This window comes from Hymenobacter cheonanensis (genome assembly GCF_030581075.1).
GTDB lineage: Bacteria > Bacteroidota > Bacteroidia > Cytophagales > Hymenobacteraceae > Hymenobacter.
Map to the genome: position 1 here is coordinate 298,338 of NZ_JAUQSW010000001.1, position 18,942 is coordinate 317,279.

At 63.2% G+C, this 18,942-nt stretch carries 18 protein-coding genes and 1 riboswitch; of the genes, 6 read left to right on the plus strand and 12 right to left on the minus strand.

What is annotated here, in order from left to right; all coding sequences use genetic code 11:
• Positions 1-88: 88 nt before the first annotated feature.
• The 4 genes from Q5H89_RS01310 to Q5H89_RS01325 form a co-directional block, all read right to left on the minus strand.
• Complete coding sequence (locus Q5H89_RS01310) at positions 89-649, minus strand: hypothetical protein (protein WP_305017480.1); 561 nt, start codon at positions 647-649, stop codon at positions 89-91.
• A 24-nt stretch (positions 650-673) separates the two neighbouring features.
• Positions 674-1,426, minus strand: coding sequence for a hypothetical protein (locus Q5H89_RS01315; RefSeq protein WP_305017481.1), 753 nt, complete (start codon positions 1,424-1,426; stop codon positions 674-676).
• Between the two features lie 115 nt (positions 1,427-1,541).
• Entirely contained in the window at positions 1,542-1,901 is a 360-nt protein-coding gene (locus tag Q5H89_RS01320) for a hypothetical protein (protein WP_305017482.1), read from the minus strand.
• Between the two features lie 3 nt (positions 1,902-1,904).
• Positions 1,905-2,384 carry a hypothetical protein gene (locus Q5H89_RS01325; RefSeq protein WP_305017483.1) on the minus strand — a complete coding sequence of 160 codons (480 nt, stop codon included), beginning with the start codon at positions 2,382-2,384 and terminating at the stop codon, positions 1,905-1,907.
• A gap of 175 nt (positions 2,385-2,559) precedes the next feature.
• Here Q5H89_RS01325 and Q5H89_RS01330 point away from each other — a divergent pair, with 175 nt between their 5' ends.
• A complete protein-coding gene (locus Q5H89_RS01330; RefSeq protein WP_305017484.1) occupies positions 2,560-2,838 on the plus strand; it encodes a GNAT family N-acetyltransferase in 279 nt (92 codons plus the stop codon).
• Here Q5H89_RS01330 and Q5H89_RS01335 read toward each other — a convergent pair.
• Together Q5H89_RS01335 and Q5H89_RS01340 are read right to left on the minus strand one after the other, a co-directional pair.
• Positions 2,827-3,885, minus strand: a complete 1,059-nt coding sequence (locus Q5H89_RS01335) for a Gfo/Idh/MocA family oxidoreductase (RefSeq protein ID WP_305017485.1) — start codon at positions 3,883-3,885, stop codon at positions 2,827-2,829. The genes Q5H89_RS01330 and Q5H89_RS01335 overlap by 12 nt on opposite strands.
• Positions 3,886-3,918: 33 nt before the next feature.
• Positions 3,919-5,166, minus strand: a complete 1,248-nt coding sequence (locus Q5H89_RS01340; RefSeq protein WP_305017486.1) for a homoserine dehydrogenase — start codon at positions 5,164-5,166, stop codon at positions 3,919-3,921.
• A gap of 142 nt (positions 5,167-5,308) precedes the next feature.
• Positions 5,309-5,427, minus strand: a riboswitch (SAM riboswitch).
• Positions 5,428-5,822: 395 nt separating this feature from the next.
• Here Q5H89_RS01340 and Q5H89_RS01345 point away from each other — a divergent pair.
• Genes Q5H89_RS01345 through Q5H89_RS01355 form a run of 3 tightly spaced genes read left to right on the plus strand, consistent with a single transcriptional unit; the run spans position 5,823 to position 9,728 of the window.
• The gene (locus tag Q5H89_RS01345) at positions 5,823-6,410 is read left to right on the plus strand and encodes a (2Fe-2S)-binding protein (RefSeq protein ID WP_305017487.1); all 588 of its coding nucleotides are present in this window, start codon (positions 5,823-5,825) and stop codon (positions 6,408-6,410) included.
• A 9-nt stretch (positions 6,411-6,419) separates the two neighbouring features.
• Positions 6,420-7,445, plus strand: a complete 1,026-nt coding sequence (locus Q5H89_RS01350) for an FAD binding domain-containing protein (RefSeq protein WP_305017488.1) — start codon at positions 6,420-6,422, stop codon at positions 7,443-7,445.
• Between the two features lie 6 nt (positions 7,446-7,451).
• Positions 7,452-9,728: a xanthine dehydrogenase family protein molybdopterin-binding subunit gene (locus Q5H89_RS01355; protein WP_305017489.1), complete on the plus strand. Its 2,277-nt coding sequence runs from the start codon at positions 7,452-7,454 to the stop codon at positions 9,726-9,728.
• A gap of 109 nt (positions 9,729-9,837) precedes the next feature.
• Here Q5H89_RS01355 and Q5H89_RS01360 read toward each other — a convergent pair whose 3' ends face one another.
• The 4 genes from Q5H89_RS01360 to Q5H89_RS01375 all read right to left on the minus strand — a co-directional run bounded on the left by Q5H89_RS01360 (position 9,838) and on the right by Q5H89_RS01375 (position 14,168).
• Positions 9,838-11,394, minus strand: coding sequence for an FAD-dependent monooxygenase (locus Q5H89_RS01360; RefSeq protein WP_305017490.1), 1,557 nt, complete (start codon positions 11,392-11,394; stop codon positions 9,838-9,840).
• A gap of 62 nt (positions 11,395-11,456) precedes the next feature.
• A complete protein-coding gene (locus Q5H89_RS01365; protein WP_305017491.1) occupies positions 11,457-12,275 on the minus strand; it encodes a helix-turn-helix domain-containing protein in 819 nt (272 codons plus the stop codon).
• 56 nt (positions 12,276-12,331) lie between these two features.
• Positions 12,332-13,213, minus strand: coding sequence for an NAD(P)H-binding protein (locus Q5H89_RS01370; protein WP_305017492.1), 882 nt, complete (start codon positions 13,211-13,213; stop codon positions 12,332-12,334).
• Between the two features lie 88 nt (positions 13,214-13,301).
• Positions 13,302-14,168, minus strand: coding sequence for an AraC family transcriptional regulator (locus tag Q5H89_RS01375; protein ID WP_305017493.1), 867 nt, complete (start codon positions 14,166-14,168; stop codon positions 13,302-13,304).
• Between the two features lie 127 nt (positions 14,169-14,295).
• On the opposite strand from Q5H89_RS01375, the gene Q5H89_RS01380 reads away from it, so the two are divergent.
• Both Q5H89_RS01380 and Q5H89_RS01385 read left to right on the plus strand, forming a co-directional pair.
• Positions 14,296-15,420, plus strand: a complete 1,125-nt coding sequence (locus Q5H89_RS01380) for an XdhC family protein (protein WP_305017494.1) — start codon at positions 14,296-14,298, stop codon at positions 15,418-15,420.
• Positions 15,417-15,770, plus strand: coding sequence for an ASCH domain-containing protein (locus tag Q5H89_RS01385; RefSeq protein WP_305017495.1), 354 nt, complete (start codon positions 15,417-15,419; stop codon positions 15,768-15,770). Before Q5H89_RS01380 ends, Q5H89_RS01385 begins: the two co-directional genes overlap by 4 nt.
• Positions 15,771-15,794: 24 nt before the next feature.
• On the opposite strand, the gene Q5H89_RS01390 is transcribed toward Q5H89_RS01385, so the two are convergent.
• Both Q5H89_RS01390 and Q5H89_RS01395 read right to left on the minus strand, forming a co-directional pair.
• Entirely contained in the window at positions 15,795-16,121 is a 327-nt protein-coding gene (locus tag Q5H89_RS01390) for a hypothetical protein (protein WP_305017496.1), read from the minus strand.
• Positions 16,122-16,390: 269 nt separating this feature from the next.
• The gene (locus tag Q5H89_RS01395) at positions 16,391-18,883 is read right to left on the minus strand and encodes an outer membrane beta-barrel protein (protein WP_305017497.1); all 2,493 of its coding nucleotides are present in this window, start codon (positions 18,881-18,883) and stop codon (positions 16,391-16,393) included.
• Between the last annotated feature and the right edge of the window lie 59 nt (positions 18,884-18,942).

The window sequence follows — 18,942 nt, forward strand, 5'->3', positions numbered from 1 at the left end:
TACTGATACAGGAGTAGCTGCCGGGCCCGCGGCCATAGCCCGGCCGGCTGCCACAGCTAGTGTGCCGGCAGTGGGCCGGGGCCCGGGCTCAGCCCCAGTGCGCGAGGCTAGTGGGGAGGCCAGCCTCGCGGGCCAGCGGCGCGGCCCCGGAGGCAAACAGGCCGGCCAGTACGGCATTGCCCGTTTCGGCCAGCTCCAGGTGGTAGTCGGGGTGCAGCTTTTCGGCTTGTTTGAGGGCCTCCTGGGTGCGGCGCACCAGGTGCTGTAGCAGCGGCTGGGTGGGCCCGTGCAGGCGCGCCACCAGCCCGGGCTGATGCGCAAACACATTGGCCAGCAGCCGCAGGCCCAGGGCTATTTCGCCAAAAACGTCTTCCGTAATGCGGGCGTGGTAGGCTAGCCGCGCCTGCAGCTGCCGCAGAATAACGAGCAGGTCGTTAGGCGTTTGGTGGTAGCCGCGCACAGGGTCATCTATTTGCTGGCGCAGGGCGGCGCGGCGCGCTTCAAGGGCGTCGGGGCCTTCGAGCAGGCGGTAGGCCAGCTGCTCGGTCAGCACGGCATCTTGCGCCACGAGGCGGGCTAGCAGCTGGTCTTTTTCTTTCTGCGGCAGCTCCAGCAGGGCGCGGCGCAGAGTAGGTGGCAGGGTGGGCAAACTATAGAATTTGAGAGTTATAAGCTATGAATCGCTGCGACTGAGCTTAAGCTGAAACAGCTGTCGTAAACTCAAACTACCAATTAGTGCCAGCCATAGCGCAGGTGCTTGCCATGGCTGGCTCAATAAAGCCAGCAACTTCTTCCAAAAATCGGTTACTATTTCTTGAAAACTTATTTTCTTCGGAGGAGGATAAACTTCGCTGTCTCTCGTCCCACAAGAAAATATTAAAGGAGGTTTAATAGTAGTAGGTTTAACGGTAAAGGCATAAAGTATAATCGGCTGATGACGAATATCTAACCAATATTTCTTCTGGTCGGTATAGCGCATAATATCCAGTACCTTAACCAAGTTCGTATAAGTTGAGCCCGGTAAAAAGCGTACTCGCACGCCGCCAGCATGGCTGGTGTCAGCAATTATTTTTCGGATGGCTGACTCAGTAGTAGCCGCATTTAAGAAATCAGCTAGAAACACCCCTCTGAACTCAGTGTCATGCCAGGGCCGCATCTTTTGTAAAGTAATTACTTCATTTTTGGACCTGGAGGATGTATATGGGTTATACTCAATTGCTTGCTTATCCTTCACGTGCTTTCTCAAAAAATGCAAATAGCTAGTGTCGGCTTTCAAAGGTGGCAGCGTTACCTGCATCATATTCCAGAGCTTAAACTGCCGCTCCCACGGCTGAAGCACTTGGCACCCTAGCAGCAGCAGAAACCCCAGTGCCACCCAGCCTGGCGGCAACAGCAAACGACGACGCACCCGACGCGGCATTCTCATGGCAACAAGCAGGCGGCTGGTGCCACCTCTACAGGCAGATGCCAGCTAGCCTACTAATGCACAAAAAAGCCCGTGGCTGACTAGCCACGGGCTTTTTTGTTAAAACTTGCGCTGGTTACTCGTCGTCGCCGTCGGCCGTCAGGGTTTTGCCCTGGTGCTGGGTTTCGGGGAGAGTATAGTTGGCCTGGCTAGGGTGCGAAAGCTCGTCGGGCACGTTTTCGGCCGATGCGGGCGATGAGCCCATTGGCGCCTGCATGTCCGAGCGCATCGAGTCGTCCATCATATCGGCCATTTGCTGGCCGCTATTGTCGTCGAACACCTGGCCGGCAGTTTCGCGGTCGAGGAAGCTATCCGATTCCTTTTCGGTTTCGGTGCGGGCGTTGGCAGAAGCGTCGGCCTGCGCATCGGTGGTAGCGGTGGCGGCAGCCTTGCCATTGAGGTTGTTGCCGGGCGCGGTTTGCGGAATAGAAGCCATAAGTTACTTATCGTTAGAATGTTCTTTATCGTTGTTTTCTTCCCAGGTAGCCTTGCGGTGGCCCCCGGCGTAGCGCGGGTCATCATCCGACCAGGCGGCGCGCTGCTCGTCGGTGTCAGCGTGTTGGGCCTCGCGCACGGCTTCCGGGTCCTGGTTTTGGGTTACGTGGCCCCGTTGCGGGCCCGTGCTGTCCGACTCCGGCTCGCCGTTGGGCTGGGCAGCCACGTGGGGGTCCGGCTTATTGAATTCGCTGAATTCGTCGGGGTTATCGTGGCTGCCATCGTTGCGGCTGGTGCTGGCTGCGGCCGTAGTGGCAGCCGCTTCTTTATCGCCGGGCTTGCCAAAGTTGCCATAAGCTGGAGTGCCAGCTTCGGCTTGGCGGGCGGGGTCATTGGCATCAAGGTGGGCGTCTTCGGCGCGCTGGCGCTGGCCGACAGGCAGTTGGCCGTCTTCGGCCGAATCAGAAGCAGCGGTGGTGCTCATTGGGAGGGAGGGAAAGAAGTTCGATTGTAAGGCGCCGGGCTAGCCTGGCGGCCGAGGTTGTTTACTGTAGTTTGCGGGTTCGCGTTGCTGCGCTCCGGGTTTTCGGTTCGCATTTTTTGGCTCCGGCCCGTACACTAGGGCGCCGCCTTGCCTTACAGGCTGCCTTTCCTTGCCCATGAATATTCAACACAGTCTTGCTAATCAAGAATTTACCACCGGCCCCGCCGACCAGCAGGCCGAGCTGGCCTACTCGCTGCCAGCGGCTGGCGTCATCGACTTTGTGCACACCTTCGTGCCCGAAAGCCAGCGCGGCCAGGGCGTAGCCGATGAGCTGGCCGAAGCCGCCCTCGCCTACGCCCGCCAGCAGCACCTGAAAGTGCGCACCAGCTGCGAGTTTATGACCAGCTACGTGCAGCGCCACCACCAGCAATACGCCGACCTGCTAGCCCAGTAAGTGGCGGCCCGGCTCGGCGGCCAGCAGCGCCAGCTGCCAGGTTAGCTCTTCATCCGTAACAGGATAGGGCTGGCCGTGGCGAATGGCCTGATAAACAGCCTCAAACAAACCCAGGTAGTTGGCCGGCGCGGCTGCGTCGGCCACGGGCGGCAGCGTGCGGTTGTGGCCCGCCGGGTCGGCCAGGGTCAGGCGGCCTTCCTGGCCGGGCTGCTCGCGGCCATAGGCCGGGTCGGTGGGCAGCACGCCGGCCAGCAGCTGCGACTCTTGCGGGTCGGTGCGGTCTTTTTGGTAGCTGCCCTGGGTGCCGTGCACGATGAAGGCCGGCCCGGGGTCGGCCACGAGCAGGCTCGATGTCACCCACACGTTCAGTCCTTTCGGGTAGTGCAGGTGAAAGTCGAAAAAGTCGGGCACCTGCGAGCCGTGCCGGTAGCTGCCCAGCGTTTTCTCAAACGACAACGGCTTGCCAAACAAGCTAATAACCTGGTCGAGCAGGTGCGGCCCCAGGTCGAAGAGCAGGCCCGAGCCGGGGCGGCCATCTTCCTTGAACACCTTGGTGTGCAGCACCGGCCGGAAGCGGTCGAAGCGAAAATGCACTTCAATTAGCCGGCCCAGCTGCCCGCTTTCCACTACCCGGCGCACGGCCCCAAAGTCGGTGTCCCAGCGGCGATTCTGGTAGGCTAACAGCTGGCGGCCCTGCTGCCGGGCCAGGGCCCCTAGCTCCTGCCACTGGGCCACGGTGGTGGCCACGGGCTTCTCTACCAGCACGTGCTTGCCGGCCAGCAGGGCCTGGCGCGCCAGGTCGTAGTGGGTGTCGTTGGGCGTGTTCACCACCACCAGTTCGATGGCGGGGTTGGCCAGCAGCGCTTCGGTGCTCGGGTAGCTTTTCACGCCGGGGTAGTCGGCGGCCATGCGCTGCTGGCTTCGCTCGACCACCGCCCGCAGGGCAAAGCCGGGGTGCGCCGCCAGAAACGGCGCGTGAAAGAGCTTGCCCGACATGCCATAGGCCAGCAGCGCGGCAGTGATGGGAGTATCAGCGGAAGGAGTCATAGTCAAAAGTAGAAGAAGTGAAAGCGGCGGCCACTACGCCACCGCAGCCGCCAGGGCTACCGGCACGGCCACGGCCGCCCGCAGCGGCGCCGCCAGCCGCACCACGCACACGCCCGGCGCCCGCAGCCAGCCAGCCCGCGCCAGCTGCCCCAGCCCGATAGTGCCGGTGAGGTAATTGCCGCGCTGCGCCGAGCGAAACTCCTCGTGCACGGCCGTGAAATCGGCACGGTCGGGCGCGCCGCTAGCCTCGTCAAACGTCACGAGCACCTCTACCTCGGCCGCATCGGGCGCCAGGGTCAGGTGGGCGTTCTGCTGGATTTTTTTGTAGCCGTAGCGGTAGCCGTAAGTAAGCGCCGACAAGTCGCTGAGTACCGCCGAAGCTGTGGGAAACGCCCCCGCCCCGCGCCCCAGAAAGAACTGCCGGTCGGCAAAGCCGCTCTGGGTGATGAGGCCGTTGAACTCGTCGTGCACCTGCGCCAGCTCGTGGCCCGGGCGTACCAGCGTGGGCAATACGGCCGCCGCCAGCCCGCCGCCCGGCAGCCGCCGTGCCTCGGCCACCAGCTTGATTATCAGTCCTTGCTCGCGGGCATAAGCCGTGGCTAGGGCACTAATGCCCGTAATGCCCACGGCCAGCAAATCGGTGGGCGCCACCACCGCGCCAAAGGCGTGGGCCAGCAGCAGCACCAGCTTGTTGCGGGCGTCGAGGCCCTCTACGTCGAGGGCCGGGTTGCTTTCGGCAAAGCCCAGCTCCTGGGCCCTGGCCAGCGCCTCGGCGTAGGGCTGGGCGTCGCGGTGCATGGCCGTGAGGATGTAGTTGGTCGAGCCGTTCACGATGCCCTCCACCGATTCGAGCAGGTCGGTATCGTAATACTCCTCCAGGTTGCGGATGACGGGCAGGCTGGCGCACGCCGCCGACTCGTAGAGCAACGGCGTGCCCGTGGTTTGCTGAATCTCAATGAGTTCGGGCAGGTGCTCGGCCAGCATCTTCTTGTTGGCCGTCACTACGGCTTTGCCACGCAGCAAGGCCTCTTTCACAATGAGATAGGCCTCGTCGGCGTCGTCAATCAGCTCCACTATCACCGTGAGGCCAGGGTCGCTCAGCAGGTCGTTTTTGTCGAACGTGAACAGTTCGGCGGGCAGCGAGCGGGTTTTATCGCGGTTCTTAACGGCGATGCGGCCGATGCGCGCGCGCAGGCCGGGCGTGCGCTCCAGCACGGCGTGCAGGCCCTGGCCCACTACGCCAAAGCCAAAAAGACCAATGTTGAGGTCGGTACGAGTCATGAGAAAAGGGGAAATAAAAGGCTTCGCGGGCACGCGCCTCCCCTACTCCTATTCAGAACTCCTCACCGGAAAGGCCCAAAAAAAGCCCTCCCGACAAGTCAGAAGAGCTAGGCCGCCGCACGGGCAGCGGGTCGCATCTCATAACTTATCTGCTTCCGAAGGCGGCCGGGGCCGCGTTTCGAAACAGGAATTAGCACCTTCGCATGGCTGCTGGTTGCTAAGGCATCGTCGGGCCTGTCCCTCCGCCTTTCTGGATAAGAGCCCCGGTAAAGGAGCGTGCCGCAAAGGTAGGGCCGGAAAAGCTGCTTCGCGCAACTAGGTGGCCTTGCGCCAATAGCCCGCGCCGGCCAGGGCTTGGATAATGCTGGGCTATCCGCAGCATGAAACCACGCGCTGTATATTCTCTTATACAACGCCTTGTCACACTTTTTACTGCGCTTTTTAATTCAGAATATTTTTCTGCGCGTTACAGCGCCAGCTAAGACCCTAGCCAAACTGAGCCTCAAGGCATCAGCCGGTTAATTGCCGGGGCTAAAAACTTATTTAGAATGAATAAAAACATCAAAAGCGCGTAGCGAGCCGTAGGGTTTGGAAGCCTCCAAAACGCGGGCGGCGGCGGCGCTAGCCGGCTTTTACTCCTTTTCCTCTCCTACCCTATGAGTGTACACTTCATCCAAGAGTCGCTTGATAAAACAGCGCCGGCCGTGGTGCCGACCCAATCGGTGACACTGAACGTCAACGGCGAAGACCACACCATTCAGATTGCGCCCTGGACCAGCCTGCTCGACGCCCTGCGCGAGTACCTGGATATGACCGGCACCAAGAAGGGCTGCGACCACGGCCAGTGCGGCGCCTGCACCGTTTTGGTTGATGGCAAGCGCATTAACTCGTGCCTGGCCCTAGCCACGGTGTATCAGGGCAAGCAGATTACGACCATTGAAGGCATTGGCAGCGAAGACAACCTCTCGCCCTTGCAGCAGGCATTTATCGACCACGATGCCTTTCAGTGCGGCTACTGCACGCCGGGCCAGATTTGCTCGGCCCAGGGCCTCATCAACGAGGGCCGCGCCAAGACCGAGGATGAGGTGCGCGAGCTGATGAGCGGCAACGTGTGCCGCTGCGGCGCCTACACAAATATTCTATCGGCGGTGATGGAAGTGCTGCACGACGGCCAGGTGGTGGTTGATAACGGCACGCTGATTACCATTCCGATGCAGCCTACTTTCTCTAACTCAGCCGAATAACTGCTTTCTATGAACAGCTTCACCCTTACCCAAGCGGCGGCCGTTGACGAGGCCGTTAGCGACTTTGCCAGCCATACCGGCGCGGCCTACCTGGGCGGCGGCACCAACCTCATCGACCTGATGAAGGAAAACGTGAGCCGCCCCAGCCACCTCACCAGCCTCAACCACCTGCCGCTGAGCGATATCACAAGCCTGCCCGACGGTGGCCTGCGCCTGGGTGCCCTGGCTACCAACGCCGACACCGCCTGGCACCCCGAGGTAGAAAAGCGCTACCCACTGCTGAGCCAGACCATTTTGGCCGGCGCCACGCCGCAGCTGCGCAACATGGCCACCGACGGTGGCAACCTGCTGCAGCGCACCCGCTGCTACTATTTCTACGACCTGGCCACGCCCTGCAACAAGCGCCAGCCGGGCAGCGGCTGCTCGGCCATCAACGGCCAAAACCGCGTGTGCGGCGTGCTAGGCACCAGCGAGAACTGCATCGCTACCCACCCCTCCGATATGTGCGTGGCCCTGGCCGCCCTCGAAGCCGTAGTGCGCGTGCAGGGGCCTAGCGGCGAGCGCACCATCAAGTTTAACGATTTCCACCGCCTGCCCGGTGACAAGCCCGAGCTGGACAACACCCTACAGCCCGGCGAGCTGATTACGGCCATCGACCTGCCGGCCCAGGGCTACGCCAAGAATTTCACCTACCTCAAGCTGCGCGACCGGGCTAGCTATGCCTTTGCGCTGGTGAGCGTGGCAGTGGGGCTCGAACTAGACGGTAACACCATCAAAACGGCCCGCTTTGCGCTGGGCGGCGTGGCCCACAAGCCCTGGCGCGACCAGGAGGCCGAAAAGATGCTCGAAGGCCAGACGCCTTCGGCCGACTTGTTTCGCCAAGTGGCGGCCAAGGTATTCGCCGAGGCCAAGGGCTACGGGCTCAACTCCTTCAAAATCGAGCTGGGCAAACGCGCCCTTGTGCGCGCCCTCAAGCAGGCCACCGAAATGGACCAGGCCCTCGATTCCAACGCCTTCCTGAATTCTAATCCGTAAGCTAGTATGAGCCAGACTATTGCCACCCCGCCTACCGTGCGCCTCGATAGCGACGTGATTGGCCGGCCCATCAGCCGCCCCGAAGGTGCGGCCAAAGTATCGGGCGCCGCTAAGTACGCGGCCGAGTACAACGTGCCCGACCTGTGGTACGGCTACATCGTGGACAGCCCCATTACGAAGGGCAAAATCACGAAAATTGACGCCTCGGCCGTGCTAGCCCTGCCCGGCGTGAAGCAGGTGTTCTCGCACGAAAATGTGCCGACCTTCGCCTGGTTCGACCGCAGCTACAAAGACCAGGTGGCCCCCGGCGGCTCGCCCTTCCGCCCGCTGCACGAGCCCGAAATCATGTTCAGCCAGCAGCCGGTGGCGCTGGTAGTGGCCGAAACCTTTGAGCTAGCCCGCTACGCCGCTTCTATCCTGCGCATTGAGTACGAAGTAGATGAGGATTTCAACACCGACCTCGACAAAGCCCGCGCCGCGGGAAAAGGCTTTGATGCACCCAAGGGCAAAACTGGCTTTCTGCCCCCTCCTAAGCCCAAGGGCGATGCCGAAAAGGCTTTCAAAGCCGCGCCGCACAAAATAGAGGGCGAGTACACGCACCACGCGCAGCACCACAACCCGATGGAAATGTTTGCCACCACCGTGGAATGGCTGGGCGATGGCAAGAAGATGAACATCTACGACAAGACGCAGGGCGCGCCCAACGTGCAGCAGTACCTGCGCAAGGTATTCAGCCTGAGCAAGGAAGAGGCGCGCGTTGTTTCCAAGTTTACGGGCGGTGGCTTTGGCGCGGGCCTGCGGCCCCAGCACCAGGTGTTTATGGCCGTGGCGGCGGCGCTAGAGCTAAAGCACTCGGTGCGCGTGTCGATGACGCGCCAGCAGATGTTCAGCATGGGGCACCGGCCGCACACTATTCAGGATATCAAGCTGTCTTCGGACGACCAGGGCTACCTGCAATCTATTGAGCATAATGCCTTTGCCGAAACGTCGCAGTTTGAGGATGAAACTGAAACGGTGGTAAACTGGTCGGGCATTCTCTACAAAGCCGACAACTCCAAGTTTGCCTATGAACTGGCTAAAATTGATGTGGACACCCCGGCCGACATGCGTGCCCCTGGCGCGGCTACCGGCTCGTTTGCCATCGAGTGCGCCATTGATGAGCTAGCCAACAAGGCGGGCATCGACCCGCTGGAATTTCGCCTGCTCAACTACACGTACTCCGACCCTACCGAGAATAAGCCCTTCAGCAGCAAGCGCTTGATTGACTGCTACCACGAGGGCGCCAAGCGCTTTGGCTGGGAGAAACGCAACCCCGAGCCCCGCTCGATGCGCGAGGGCAACATGCTGGTAGGCTGGGGCCTGGGCTCGGGCTGCTGGGATGCCTCAATGCAGAAAGCGGCGGCCAAAGCCAGCCTTACGGCCGATGGCAAGCTGACCGTGCACAGCGCTACCAATGACCAAGGTGCTGGCACCTACGTTATTATGACGCAGGTAGCCGCCCAGACTCTGGGCCTGCCCCTGGAGCAAGTAACCTTCGTGCTGGGTGATACCAACCTGCCCGAAGCCCCCATCCAAGGTGGCTCCTGGACGGCGGCCTCGGTGGGCTCGGCCGTGCAGGCCGTGTGCCAGGAGGTGGGTAAAAAGCTGCTCAAGCTAGCCCAGAAGATGGACGACTCGCCCCTCAAAGGCGTTGACTTTGCGGACGCCCAGTTTGCCGACGGCTACATCCGCGCCAACGAGGACATTACCCGGTCGGTAGCCATCAAGGATATTCTGGTCGCCAGCGGCGAGGCCGCCGTGGAGGCTGAGTCGGATGCCAAGCCCAACCCGATTAACATGCTGAAATACTCCATGCACTCGCACAACGCGGCGTTTGTGGAGGTAAAAGTGGACGAGGACCTGGGCACCATTCACGTAACGCGCGTGGTGAACGCCGTGGCCGCCGGCCGCATCCTCAACCCCAAAACTGCCCGCAGCCAAGTGCTGGGCGGCACGGTGTGGGGCATCAGCATGGCGCTCATGGAAGAGGCGTACCTCGACAACAACGTGGGCCGCTACATGAACCACAACTATGCCGAGTACCACGTGCCCGTGAACGCCGACATCCACAAAATCGACGTGATTTTTGTGGAGGAGGAAGACGACCACGTGAACCCGCTAGGGGTGAAAGGCGTGGGTGAAATCGGGATGCTCGGCGTGGCCGCCGCCATTGCCAATGCCGTGTACCACGCCACCGGCAAGCGCATCCGCAGCCTGCCGCTGACGCTTGATAAGTTGCTGTAGCAGCGGCCGCACCTCCAGGTGCGCAAGTAGCCATAGCAGTTAAAAAGCCCCCTAACGCAGTGTTAGGGGGCTTTTTTAGGCATAAGCCGCAGTGAAAAGAATGACAGCGCTATTCAACCGGGGAATAAACGCGGCTCTCGCTAAACCATTGGACGGCAGCCTGCTGTAGCTCGCTGGTGTCGGGCTCGTGGTCGGTGGCCCAGGCTACAAAGCCGTCGGGGCGTATCAGCAGGGCGCGCAGGCCTAGCTGCTCTTGGGCGTGGCCGGTTACATACTTCAGCTGGTCGCCGTAGGTGCTTGCCCACATTTTGAGAGAAGCATCTCCGGCAAAATCGAGCAGTATGCCGTGGCCGTCGTGCAGAAGGTCGCCGATAGTTGTGCCGTCTTCAAACTCGAAATTTGGCACGCTGCGGCCCACCAGCGGGTGGGTACCGCCGAGGTCGTAGTGGGTGTTGATGCCCCAAATGCGGCCGGCAAAGTAGGTGGCCCCGTCACGCGTATCCATCAGGTCGCGGATGATGGCGTGCAGCGCCCGGCCCTGGGGGCTAGGGCTCATGGTGGCTACCTGGGCGCGCGACCAGTCCAGCACCTGCGCCCCAAGGGGGTAGCGCTCAGCATAGTAGCTATCGAGCAAGCCGGCCGGGGCTAGCCCGTGGATGGTGGCGGCGAGCTTCCAGCCCAGGTTCAGGGCATCGCCCAGGCCCAGGTTCAGGCCCTGGCCGCCCAGCGGCGCATGAATGTGCGCGGCATCGCCGGCCAGCAGCACCCGGCCGTGGCGGTAGGTGGTAGCCTGCCGGGCGCGGTCGGTCCAGGTGGTGGCGAGCTTGAGGGCCCGGATAGTTACGTCGGTGCCCGTGATGCGGCGGGTTATGGCCTGCAGGTGCTCCAGCGTGACGGGCTTTTGAGATTGGTGAAAGGCGCCGCCATCAAAATCCTGGAGTATCAGGTAGCCGGGCTGCGACTGCATATACATGCCGGTGGCGGTTACGTTGCGGCCGGGCTTCAGCTTCTCCGGGTCGGCCAGGTCCACCAGGGCCGTGTAGCCGGTGAACTCCGGCTCCGTGCCGGCAAAGTCGAACCCGCCCAGCTTGCGCACCACGCTTCGGCTGCCGTCGCAGCCCACCAGCCATTTGCCCGCGAAAGCGTATTCATCGGTTTGAACAACAACCTCAGCAGCAGTTTGCTGAAAGCCCGCAATGGCCAGTCCGCGCCGGATGGTTACCCCTAGCGCTTCGGCGCGGCGGGCAAGCACCATTTCCAGCTCCGCCATCTCGGCAATCATCTGATTTTCAGTATTTCTAGGCAGGCGATAGGGCCACTGCGAGAAGTCAATCTTATCGGCCGGCAATTGAATGCCCGCGAAATGCCCGCCCGCCTGCGGCTTCTTGCCGGGCCCGGCAGCTGCGGCGGCGTGGGGAAATAGCAGGCGTTTGGGTACTTCCAATTCTGGCAGCAGCCCCCGGCGGTAGAGGGCTTCCACCGAAAGCGCGTTGAGGCCCCGCATTCCGAACGGCAGCTGTTTCAGGGGTGAGTGGGGGCTAGCGGCCTTTTCTAGCACCAGCACGGTGCAGCGGGCTAGCGCCAGCTCGCAGGCCAGGAACAGCCCGACCGGCCCGGCCCCGGCAATAATTACGTCGTAAGAAGATTGATTTTGAGCGGATTCCATACTGGCTAAGGTTGCTTTCCTGAGTGGATAAGCACAACACAAAGCTCCGCTGAGCACCGGCGTCAGGCTTGTACAAACGCGACAAAATTGCGAGGCAGCGCCAGCTTGCCGCGCCGGGCTTTGCGGGCGAAGGCGGCGGGCGTGGTGCCGCTGTAGCGCTTAAACTCGCGGCTAAGGTGCGACTGGTCGGTGTAGCCCAATTCCTGCGCCAGGCCGGCCAGGTTGGCCTCGGGCTGCAGCCATAAGTGGTTGCGGACCTGCTCAAAGCGCATCAGCCCCGATACGTCTTTCACGGTATGGCCCGACGACTCTTTGAATTGCCTTTCCAGGGTGCGCACCGTGGCGTGCGCGGCGGCCGCTACCTGTCTCACCGGCAGGGTACCCTTGGCGGCCTGCATGGCTCCGCCCGCTTTGGCGAGCAGTTGGTTGCTGGCCGGCCCCGGCTGGGCAGCCAGGAAATAGTGGACTACCTGCGTCAGCGCCTCGGCTAGCCGCCCCGCCTGCACGCACGCCGCCAGCGGCGCTTGCAGCTGGGCAAGTGCGTGCGCCAAGTGGTGCACCTCGCCTTTGCCGGGCGGCAGGCCGAGCAGCTCGAACACCGCCCACGGATAACACTTAATACCAATGATTTCTAGCTGGCTTTGCGCGTGCAGCACCACCGGCTGGCCCAGCAGCCCCATCAAAAACGGTGAGGGCAAGGGCTGCAAGCCAGCCGGGGTAGCTATGCTGCAAGGACTGCCGAAATAGAAAATAATTTCCGCGTAGCCATCCGGCAGCACCTCAAACCCAGCCGGCAGGCCGTCAAAATCTATCCGATTGTACCACAGCTCCTTGATGGCATTCCGTAGCGCTTCCGGCGGGTCAACTCGTTGGGGTTGCATGGCGCAAGGTAGCGCCGGGTAGTTCTTCCCAAAAACCAGGCAGTTGGGCCGCTGCCTCAAAAAGCCGCCGCAAACTCTTTGGCGAAGTCTTCGAGCTTCACCCGGCCCAGCGCGGGCTTGTGCAGCTCGTAATCTTCCCCAAGCGCGCCGCTGCCGATGCTGGTATAGATGTCCACGATTTCGCCGGCGCGGGCGGCGGGTAGGCCGTGGCTTACCAGGTTAGCCTGCATTTGCGCGTCGGTGAAGGCTACCCAGCGCAGGTCGGGGCGGCCGATGGCGGCACCTAGCACGTGCGCTACTTCGTCGGCCGTGCGCTCGTCGCTGGCCACGTAGCGCACCGTTTGGCTAGCCCCGGCAAACGGCTTGGTCAGCTCCTCGGCGGCCGCGGCGGCAATGTCCAGGGGGTGCACGAAGGCCACTCGCGTGGTGCCCGCGTAGTTAACGCCGATGATGCCGGCGCCCTTTATCATGCCCACGAAGCTGTACATATTGGTGTAGAACGACGTGGGGCGCAACTGCGTGAGGGCCAGGCCCGGCACCTCGCGCAAAATAATTTCCACATCGTGCGAGCCCAGGATGCCGCCGGTGCCCGCCGCCAGGTGCGCGCCCCAGCTGCTGAGCTGCACCACGCGCCGCACGCCCGCCTGCCGCATGGCCCGCGCATAGTGGTGGCCAATGCGCTGGTGATACGCCCGCGAATCGGGCTCCTGAAAGCTGGGCGGCACCATCAGATACACCGCGTCGGCGCCGGCGAAGGTGGCCGTGAGGAAGTCGGCGTCTTCGACCGAGCCAATGGCGGCCGTGGCCCCTAGCGCTTCGATGGCGGGCTGCTTCTCTGCCTTGCTGCTGATAACTGTGACGGCCTGGCCCCGGCGCACCAACTCGGCAGCCAGCGGCTGGCTGATGTTGCCGAGCGAACCTGTGAGGATAATTTTCATGCTGCAAAGCTCCGGCCGCCGGCCGCTGCGTACTAGGGCCAAACGGCGGGAATATTGGGCCAAAGTGCGGCAAGCACTACGCCAGGCCCTAGCGCTGCCGGTAGGCGGCCGGCGACACGCCCACGCTTTTGCGGAAAAACCGGCCGAAGGCCGATTGGTCGGCAAAGTGCAGCGTATCGGCAATTTGGGCGATGGTGAGGGCCGGGTTTTGCAGCAGCACGGTGGCTTCGAGCAGCACGGCCTCGGCCAGCCACTCGGGGGCCCGCTTGCCGGTGGCTTCGCGCACGGTTTCGGCCAGGTGCTTGGGCGTGATGCACAGCCGGTTGGCATAAAACGCCAGGCTGCGCTCGGTGGCGTAGTGCGTACTTACCAGCTTCTTGAACTCGGCCACAATAAGTTGGCTGCGCGTTTGGAGGCTTTGCGCGGCCACGGCTTGCGAGCTGTAGATGGGAGCCGTCTCGTGCAGCAGAATGTGGATGAGGCTGCGCACAATCTCCGTTTGGTAGGCGTGCGGCGCTTCGCATTTCTGCTCGATGGCCCGCAGCAGCGCGCCAATCTGCGCGGCCTGCGCCGGGCCTAGCTGAAAAACGTGCCGGGCGTCGCGCTCAAAAAACGAAAAGGCAGCGAGGTTGAGGCCGCCGTGGGCCGAGACGAACTCCTGGGTGAAGAAGATGCTGAGCGAGTCGAAATCGGCCGAGATAACGGGCCACTGCTTGATGACATACGGCGAGAGCACAATAAGCGAACCGGGCCCGATTTCGTAGGTTTCGAGGTTGACTTGCAGGCGCGCGCTGCCCCGCAGGCAGAGGCCGATTTTGTAGTAATCGCTGCGGTACGGCAGGTGAATGGGCAGGTGGGCCGGCGGCGAATTGGGGCCCAAAAAGTAAAACGCGGCCGGCCGCGTCGGCCGCTCGGCCAGGGCAGCTAGCTGATAAACGGGAATAGCCGTGCTCATGGGCGCCAAGGTACTGCTGAGGGCTAGCAGCGCGCCCCGTTTCCAGAACCTTGCTCCCGGGTGGCCGGTTCCTATAACCCCGTGCTACTGCCGGGCGTATTGCCGGGGCTGTTTAGCCCTCCTTCTAATGACCGAACTCCAACGCCTTTTTCTGGCCTACGACCAGCACCGCGCCGCTAGCCGCCCCTGCGCCCTCGCCACGGTGGTCGAGGTCATTGGCTCGGCCTACCGCCGCCCCGGCGCCCGGATGCTCGTAACCGAAGACGGCCAGCTTACCGGCGCCATCAGCGGCGGCTGCCTGGAGGGCGATGCCCGGCAGCGGGCGCGGCGGGCCATTTTTCGGGGCGAGCCAGCGCTCGTTACCTACGACACCCGCGACGAGGACGACCCGCGCCACGGGCTGGGCCCCGGCTGCCAGGGCGTAGTGCGCATCTTGCTGGAGCCGCTCGACTTCGCCAACCCCGACAACCCGCTGGAGCTGCTGCGCGGCTTTGCCCAGCACCCCGCCCCGGCCGTGCTGGCCACCGTGTTCGAAACCGATGCCAGCGGCCTGAAAGCCGCCGTGGGCCAGCGCGTGCTGCTATCCGAAGCCGGCCTGGTACGCGGCACGCCGCTGCTGGCTGCCCCGCTGGCCGAAGCCGCGCGCGCTACCCTAGCGCTAGGCCAGCCCCGGGTGTTAACCATTGATACCGATGCGGGCCAAGTGCGCGCCTCGCTCGAAGTACTGATGCCGCCCCTGCGCCTGGTGGTGTACGGCGCCGGCAACGATGCCCAGCCGCTGGTGCACCTGGCCGCTTCGCTGGGCTGGCACATTACGGTGGTCGATGGCCGGCCCAATCTGGCTACGGCCCTGCGCTTTCCGGAGGCCGCCGCCGTGTGCATCGTACCCGTGGCCGAGCTGGAAACCCAGACGCCCGACCCGCTGGCCTACCACGTGCTGCTCAGCCACAACTACGCCTACGACCTGGCCGCGCTGCAAACGCTGCTCGCCTCGCCCGCACCTTACGTGGGCCTGCTGGGCCCGCGCCTCAAGGCCCAGCGCCTGCTCGACGAGCTGGATGCTTTTCCGGCCGCCCAGGTGCAGCAGCTGCGCGAGCGCCTGCACAGCCCCATCGGCCTCGACCTGGGCAGCGAAACACCGGAAGAAATTGCCCTGGCCATCGTGGCCGAGATTCAGGCGCAGCACAGCGGGCGGCAGGGCCGACCGCTGCGCGAGCGCGCCGGCACGGTGCACATCCCGGCCCAGGCATGATACTGGGGTTCAATGAGTCCTTCATTCCGCTTATCGTGGCGGGCACCAAGGTGCACACCATTCGGGCGGGCCAGCGCTGGCAAGCGGGCCAGGTAGCGCAGTTCTGCGCCCGCGCCGGGCAGCCCGACCAATACGAGTTCTGGCCCCCAAAGCCGATACGCCTGGTACAGACTATTGAATTAACAGCCAACGAAATACTGGTAGACGGCCGCCCGCTAGTCCCGGCCGAGGCGCTGGCTCTGGCTCAGGCCGATGGCTTTGCCAACTTTGCCGAGCTGCTGGCTTTTTTCGCTGGTCAGCCCCTGCCTTTCCAGGGCCAGCTCGTGCACTGGACCGACTGCCGCTACTAGGGCTTCAGGCCGCCCGAAAGCTATTCAACGGCTGACGGGCCGCGCCAGAATCGTTTCGACTTCCAGCAAAAGCGCGGCGCTCACCAGCAGGTCGTGCAGCAGAAAAAGCTCTTCGAGCGAGAACAGGAATACCTGGCTAGCCACCGGCCCCGGCAGGCTCAGGCAGCGCTCGGTGGCATCCAGCGTTTGGAGCGCGTGGTGGGCGCAGCACCCGGCCACGGTAGTGCGCCACTGGCCTAGCTCGTGGGGCAGCAGGCGCAGGCCCACATTACCGAAATACAGGTGCAGGCAGCACCGGCCTGGGCACTGGGCAATGCAGCCCAGCGTGTTATGATGAAGGCAGCGCGACATAAGGCAGGGATGAAAAATGAACACCACCTAGTGCCGACACCAGCCACCCGCGCCGAATAGCCTCACCACAAAGCTATACTCGCCGTTATTATCTCGCAGGTTGCCAGTGCCGGGCTTTAGGCAGCCCCACTGCCCGGCAAGCGCCGGGCTAGTGAAGCCTGTACTCTATTTAGAAATCTTCTAAACAGCGGCAAATGTACAGGCTCCCTTCGGTCGCACCAAGTCTTTTTAGAATTTTTCTAAATAACAAGCTAAGCTGGTTTCCTATTCTAGTCGAAGCCCCGGCCAGCGTCCTCCTTCTCCTCTTTGCGCCTGGACTTGGCGGCTTCGCCATCGCGGCCGAAGCGGTAGCTGAAATTGAGGAAGGCCACGCGCGACTCGCGCTTGTTGTAGCTGGTGGCATCGAGGCCAGGGCCGTAGGCGATGAAGTTGAATTGCAGCGTGTTGAACACGTCCGACACGCGCAGCGTGAGCGTGCCGCGGTCTTGGGGCAGGAAGGAATACTTGGCCGCCAGGTCGGTATTGAAGGAGGTGAGGCGGCGGCCCTGGGCCGTGGCTACGGGCGAGCGGTAGTTGAGCGACACCTGCACATCGAGCTTTTTAACGGGCGTAAACGTGGCGTTGAGGCGGGCCGTGCCCACGAGGCTGCTGTTGGTAAAATCAGAGTTAGCTAGGGCACTGGTGCGCACAATGCGCCGAAAGGCCGAGGCCGAGCCGCTGATTTTCCACCACGCGGCCAGGGGCAGGGCGCCCACTAGCTCAAGGCCGTAGTTGGTTTCCTGGCCGATATTGAGGCGGCTGGTGCTCGTGACCTGGTTGCCGGTGAGCGGGTCGGCGATGACCTGGCGGTAGCTGGTAATGGTCTGGGTTTCCAGGCTATAAAAGCCGGTGGCGGCTACCGAGGCCTTGTTTTCAAAGCCCTTCTGGTAGCCTAGCTCGACCTGGCCCACGTATTCGGGCAGCAGGGCGGGGTTGCCGGCACGCAGGTTTAGCGGGTCGGCGCGGTCGAGGAAGGGATTGAGTTCGCCCTGGTTGGGGCGCTGCACCCGGCGCGAGTAGCTGAGCTGCACCTGCTGCTCGTGGGCCAGGTCGTAGGCTAGCGTGCCGCTCGGAAACAGGTTGAGGTAGCTGCGGCGAAACTCGGCGCCCGTTTGCTGCTGCTGGCCGTGGGTGTTCGTCTGCTCCAGGCGCAGGCCGGCCTGGTAGCGCAGCTTGCCGCGCTCGCCCCCCAGGCTGGCGTAGAGCGCCTGCACGTATTCCTGGTACAGAAAAACCGACTGCTGCGCCAGCGCCGGACTGGCGCTGGTGGCGGTGCTGCTAAACTCGTAGCGGTTGTCTGACTGCTGCCAGGTGCTCTTGGCCCCGGTTTCGAAGCGCCCTTTCTCCCCTAGCGGCTGCGTAAAATCGACCTGCGCGGCGCCCTGGTGCAGGTAGGTATGAAAATCCTGCTGCTGGCTAGCCCGCGCCCCATCGCCGGGGTAGCGCAGGTCGGCGGCCAGGGCATTATCGGCATACAAGGGCGTGTACACGGCGCCGGCCGTAAGCTCGCGGCCGGGCCGGGCGGGCCACAGGCGGCGGTAGTCGAGGGTAAAATCGGCCGAGTTGTTGTGGCCCAGGCTGGTATTCTGGCGGTCGGAGGTGCCCACATACACGGGCTGGCCGAGCGTCTGGTCTTGCTGGCGCGACACGATGGTTTCGTCGGCCTGGGTGCTGTTGAAGCGCGGCTGCGCGGCCAGCGTCAGGGTCTGGTCATGGGGCAGGGCATACTCCAGGCCCACGCGCACGGCGTGCGAGGTTTGGAGGGCTAGCCCGTCGCGGGTCTGGCGCAGGTACAGGGTGTGGGCATCGGCGGTGGGCTGGCCGGTGGCGGGGTCCAGCACCGGGCCGGTGGTGGTCTGGTCGAGGCTGCCCTGAGTGAAGCGCTGGTCGTGCCGAAAATCGTAGGAGCCAAACACGTTCAGCTTGCCCCTGCGATAGTTAAGGGTGAGCGAAGTATTGTATTTATTGCGCGTGCCCACCCCGCCCGAAGCCACGCCATTGAGCCCATCGCGCTGGTTTTTCTTGAGAATGATGTTGATAATACCCGCCGAGCCGGCCGCGTCGTAGCGCGCCGAGGGGTTGGTAATCACCTCAATCCGGTCGATGCTGCTGGCCGGAATCTGGTCGAGGCTGGTGCTGCCCCCGCCGCCAGCCGCCCCGGTGGGCTTGCCGTCGATGAAGATGGTAACGCCGCTCTTGCCCCGCAGGCTGATGGCGCCGGTCTGGTCTACGGCCACCGAGGGCACGTTCTGGAGCACGTCGGTGGCGGTGCCGCCCACGGCGGTCAGGTCCTTGGCCACGTTCACCACGCGCTTGTCTAGGTCGGTGGTGACGGGCGGGCGCTCGCCCTGCACCACCACTTCGGTAAGCTGGGTGGCGGCCGGGCGCAGGCGCAGGGTGCCGAGCTGGGCCACGGGCGCGGCGGTGGTCAGGCTCAGGGCCCGCCGGCCCACGCGGTAGCCCAGCACGTTGGCCCGCAGCACGTAGGGCCCTAGCCGCAGTTTCTCCAGCGCGAAGGCGCCGGCCTCGGTGGTCTGGGCATCGGCCACGACGGTGGAGTCAGGCAGGTGTAGCACCACTACCGAGGCAAAGGGAATAGGCTGGCCGGTGGCAGCATCGAGCAGCGTGCCGCGCACGGCGCCGGTTTGGGCCTGGGCCAGTGCGGGCGCGCCTAGCAGCAGCGCCAGGGCCAGCGGCCCGGGTATTCTTTCAACAAACGACATGGATTGTACCTACTGGCAAGCCCCAAAATTACCGGGCAATTCTGTGGCGATTTGGGCTT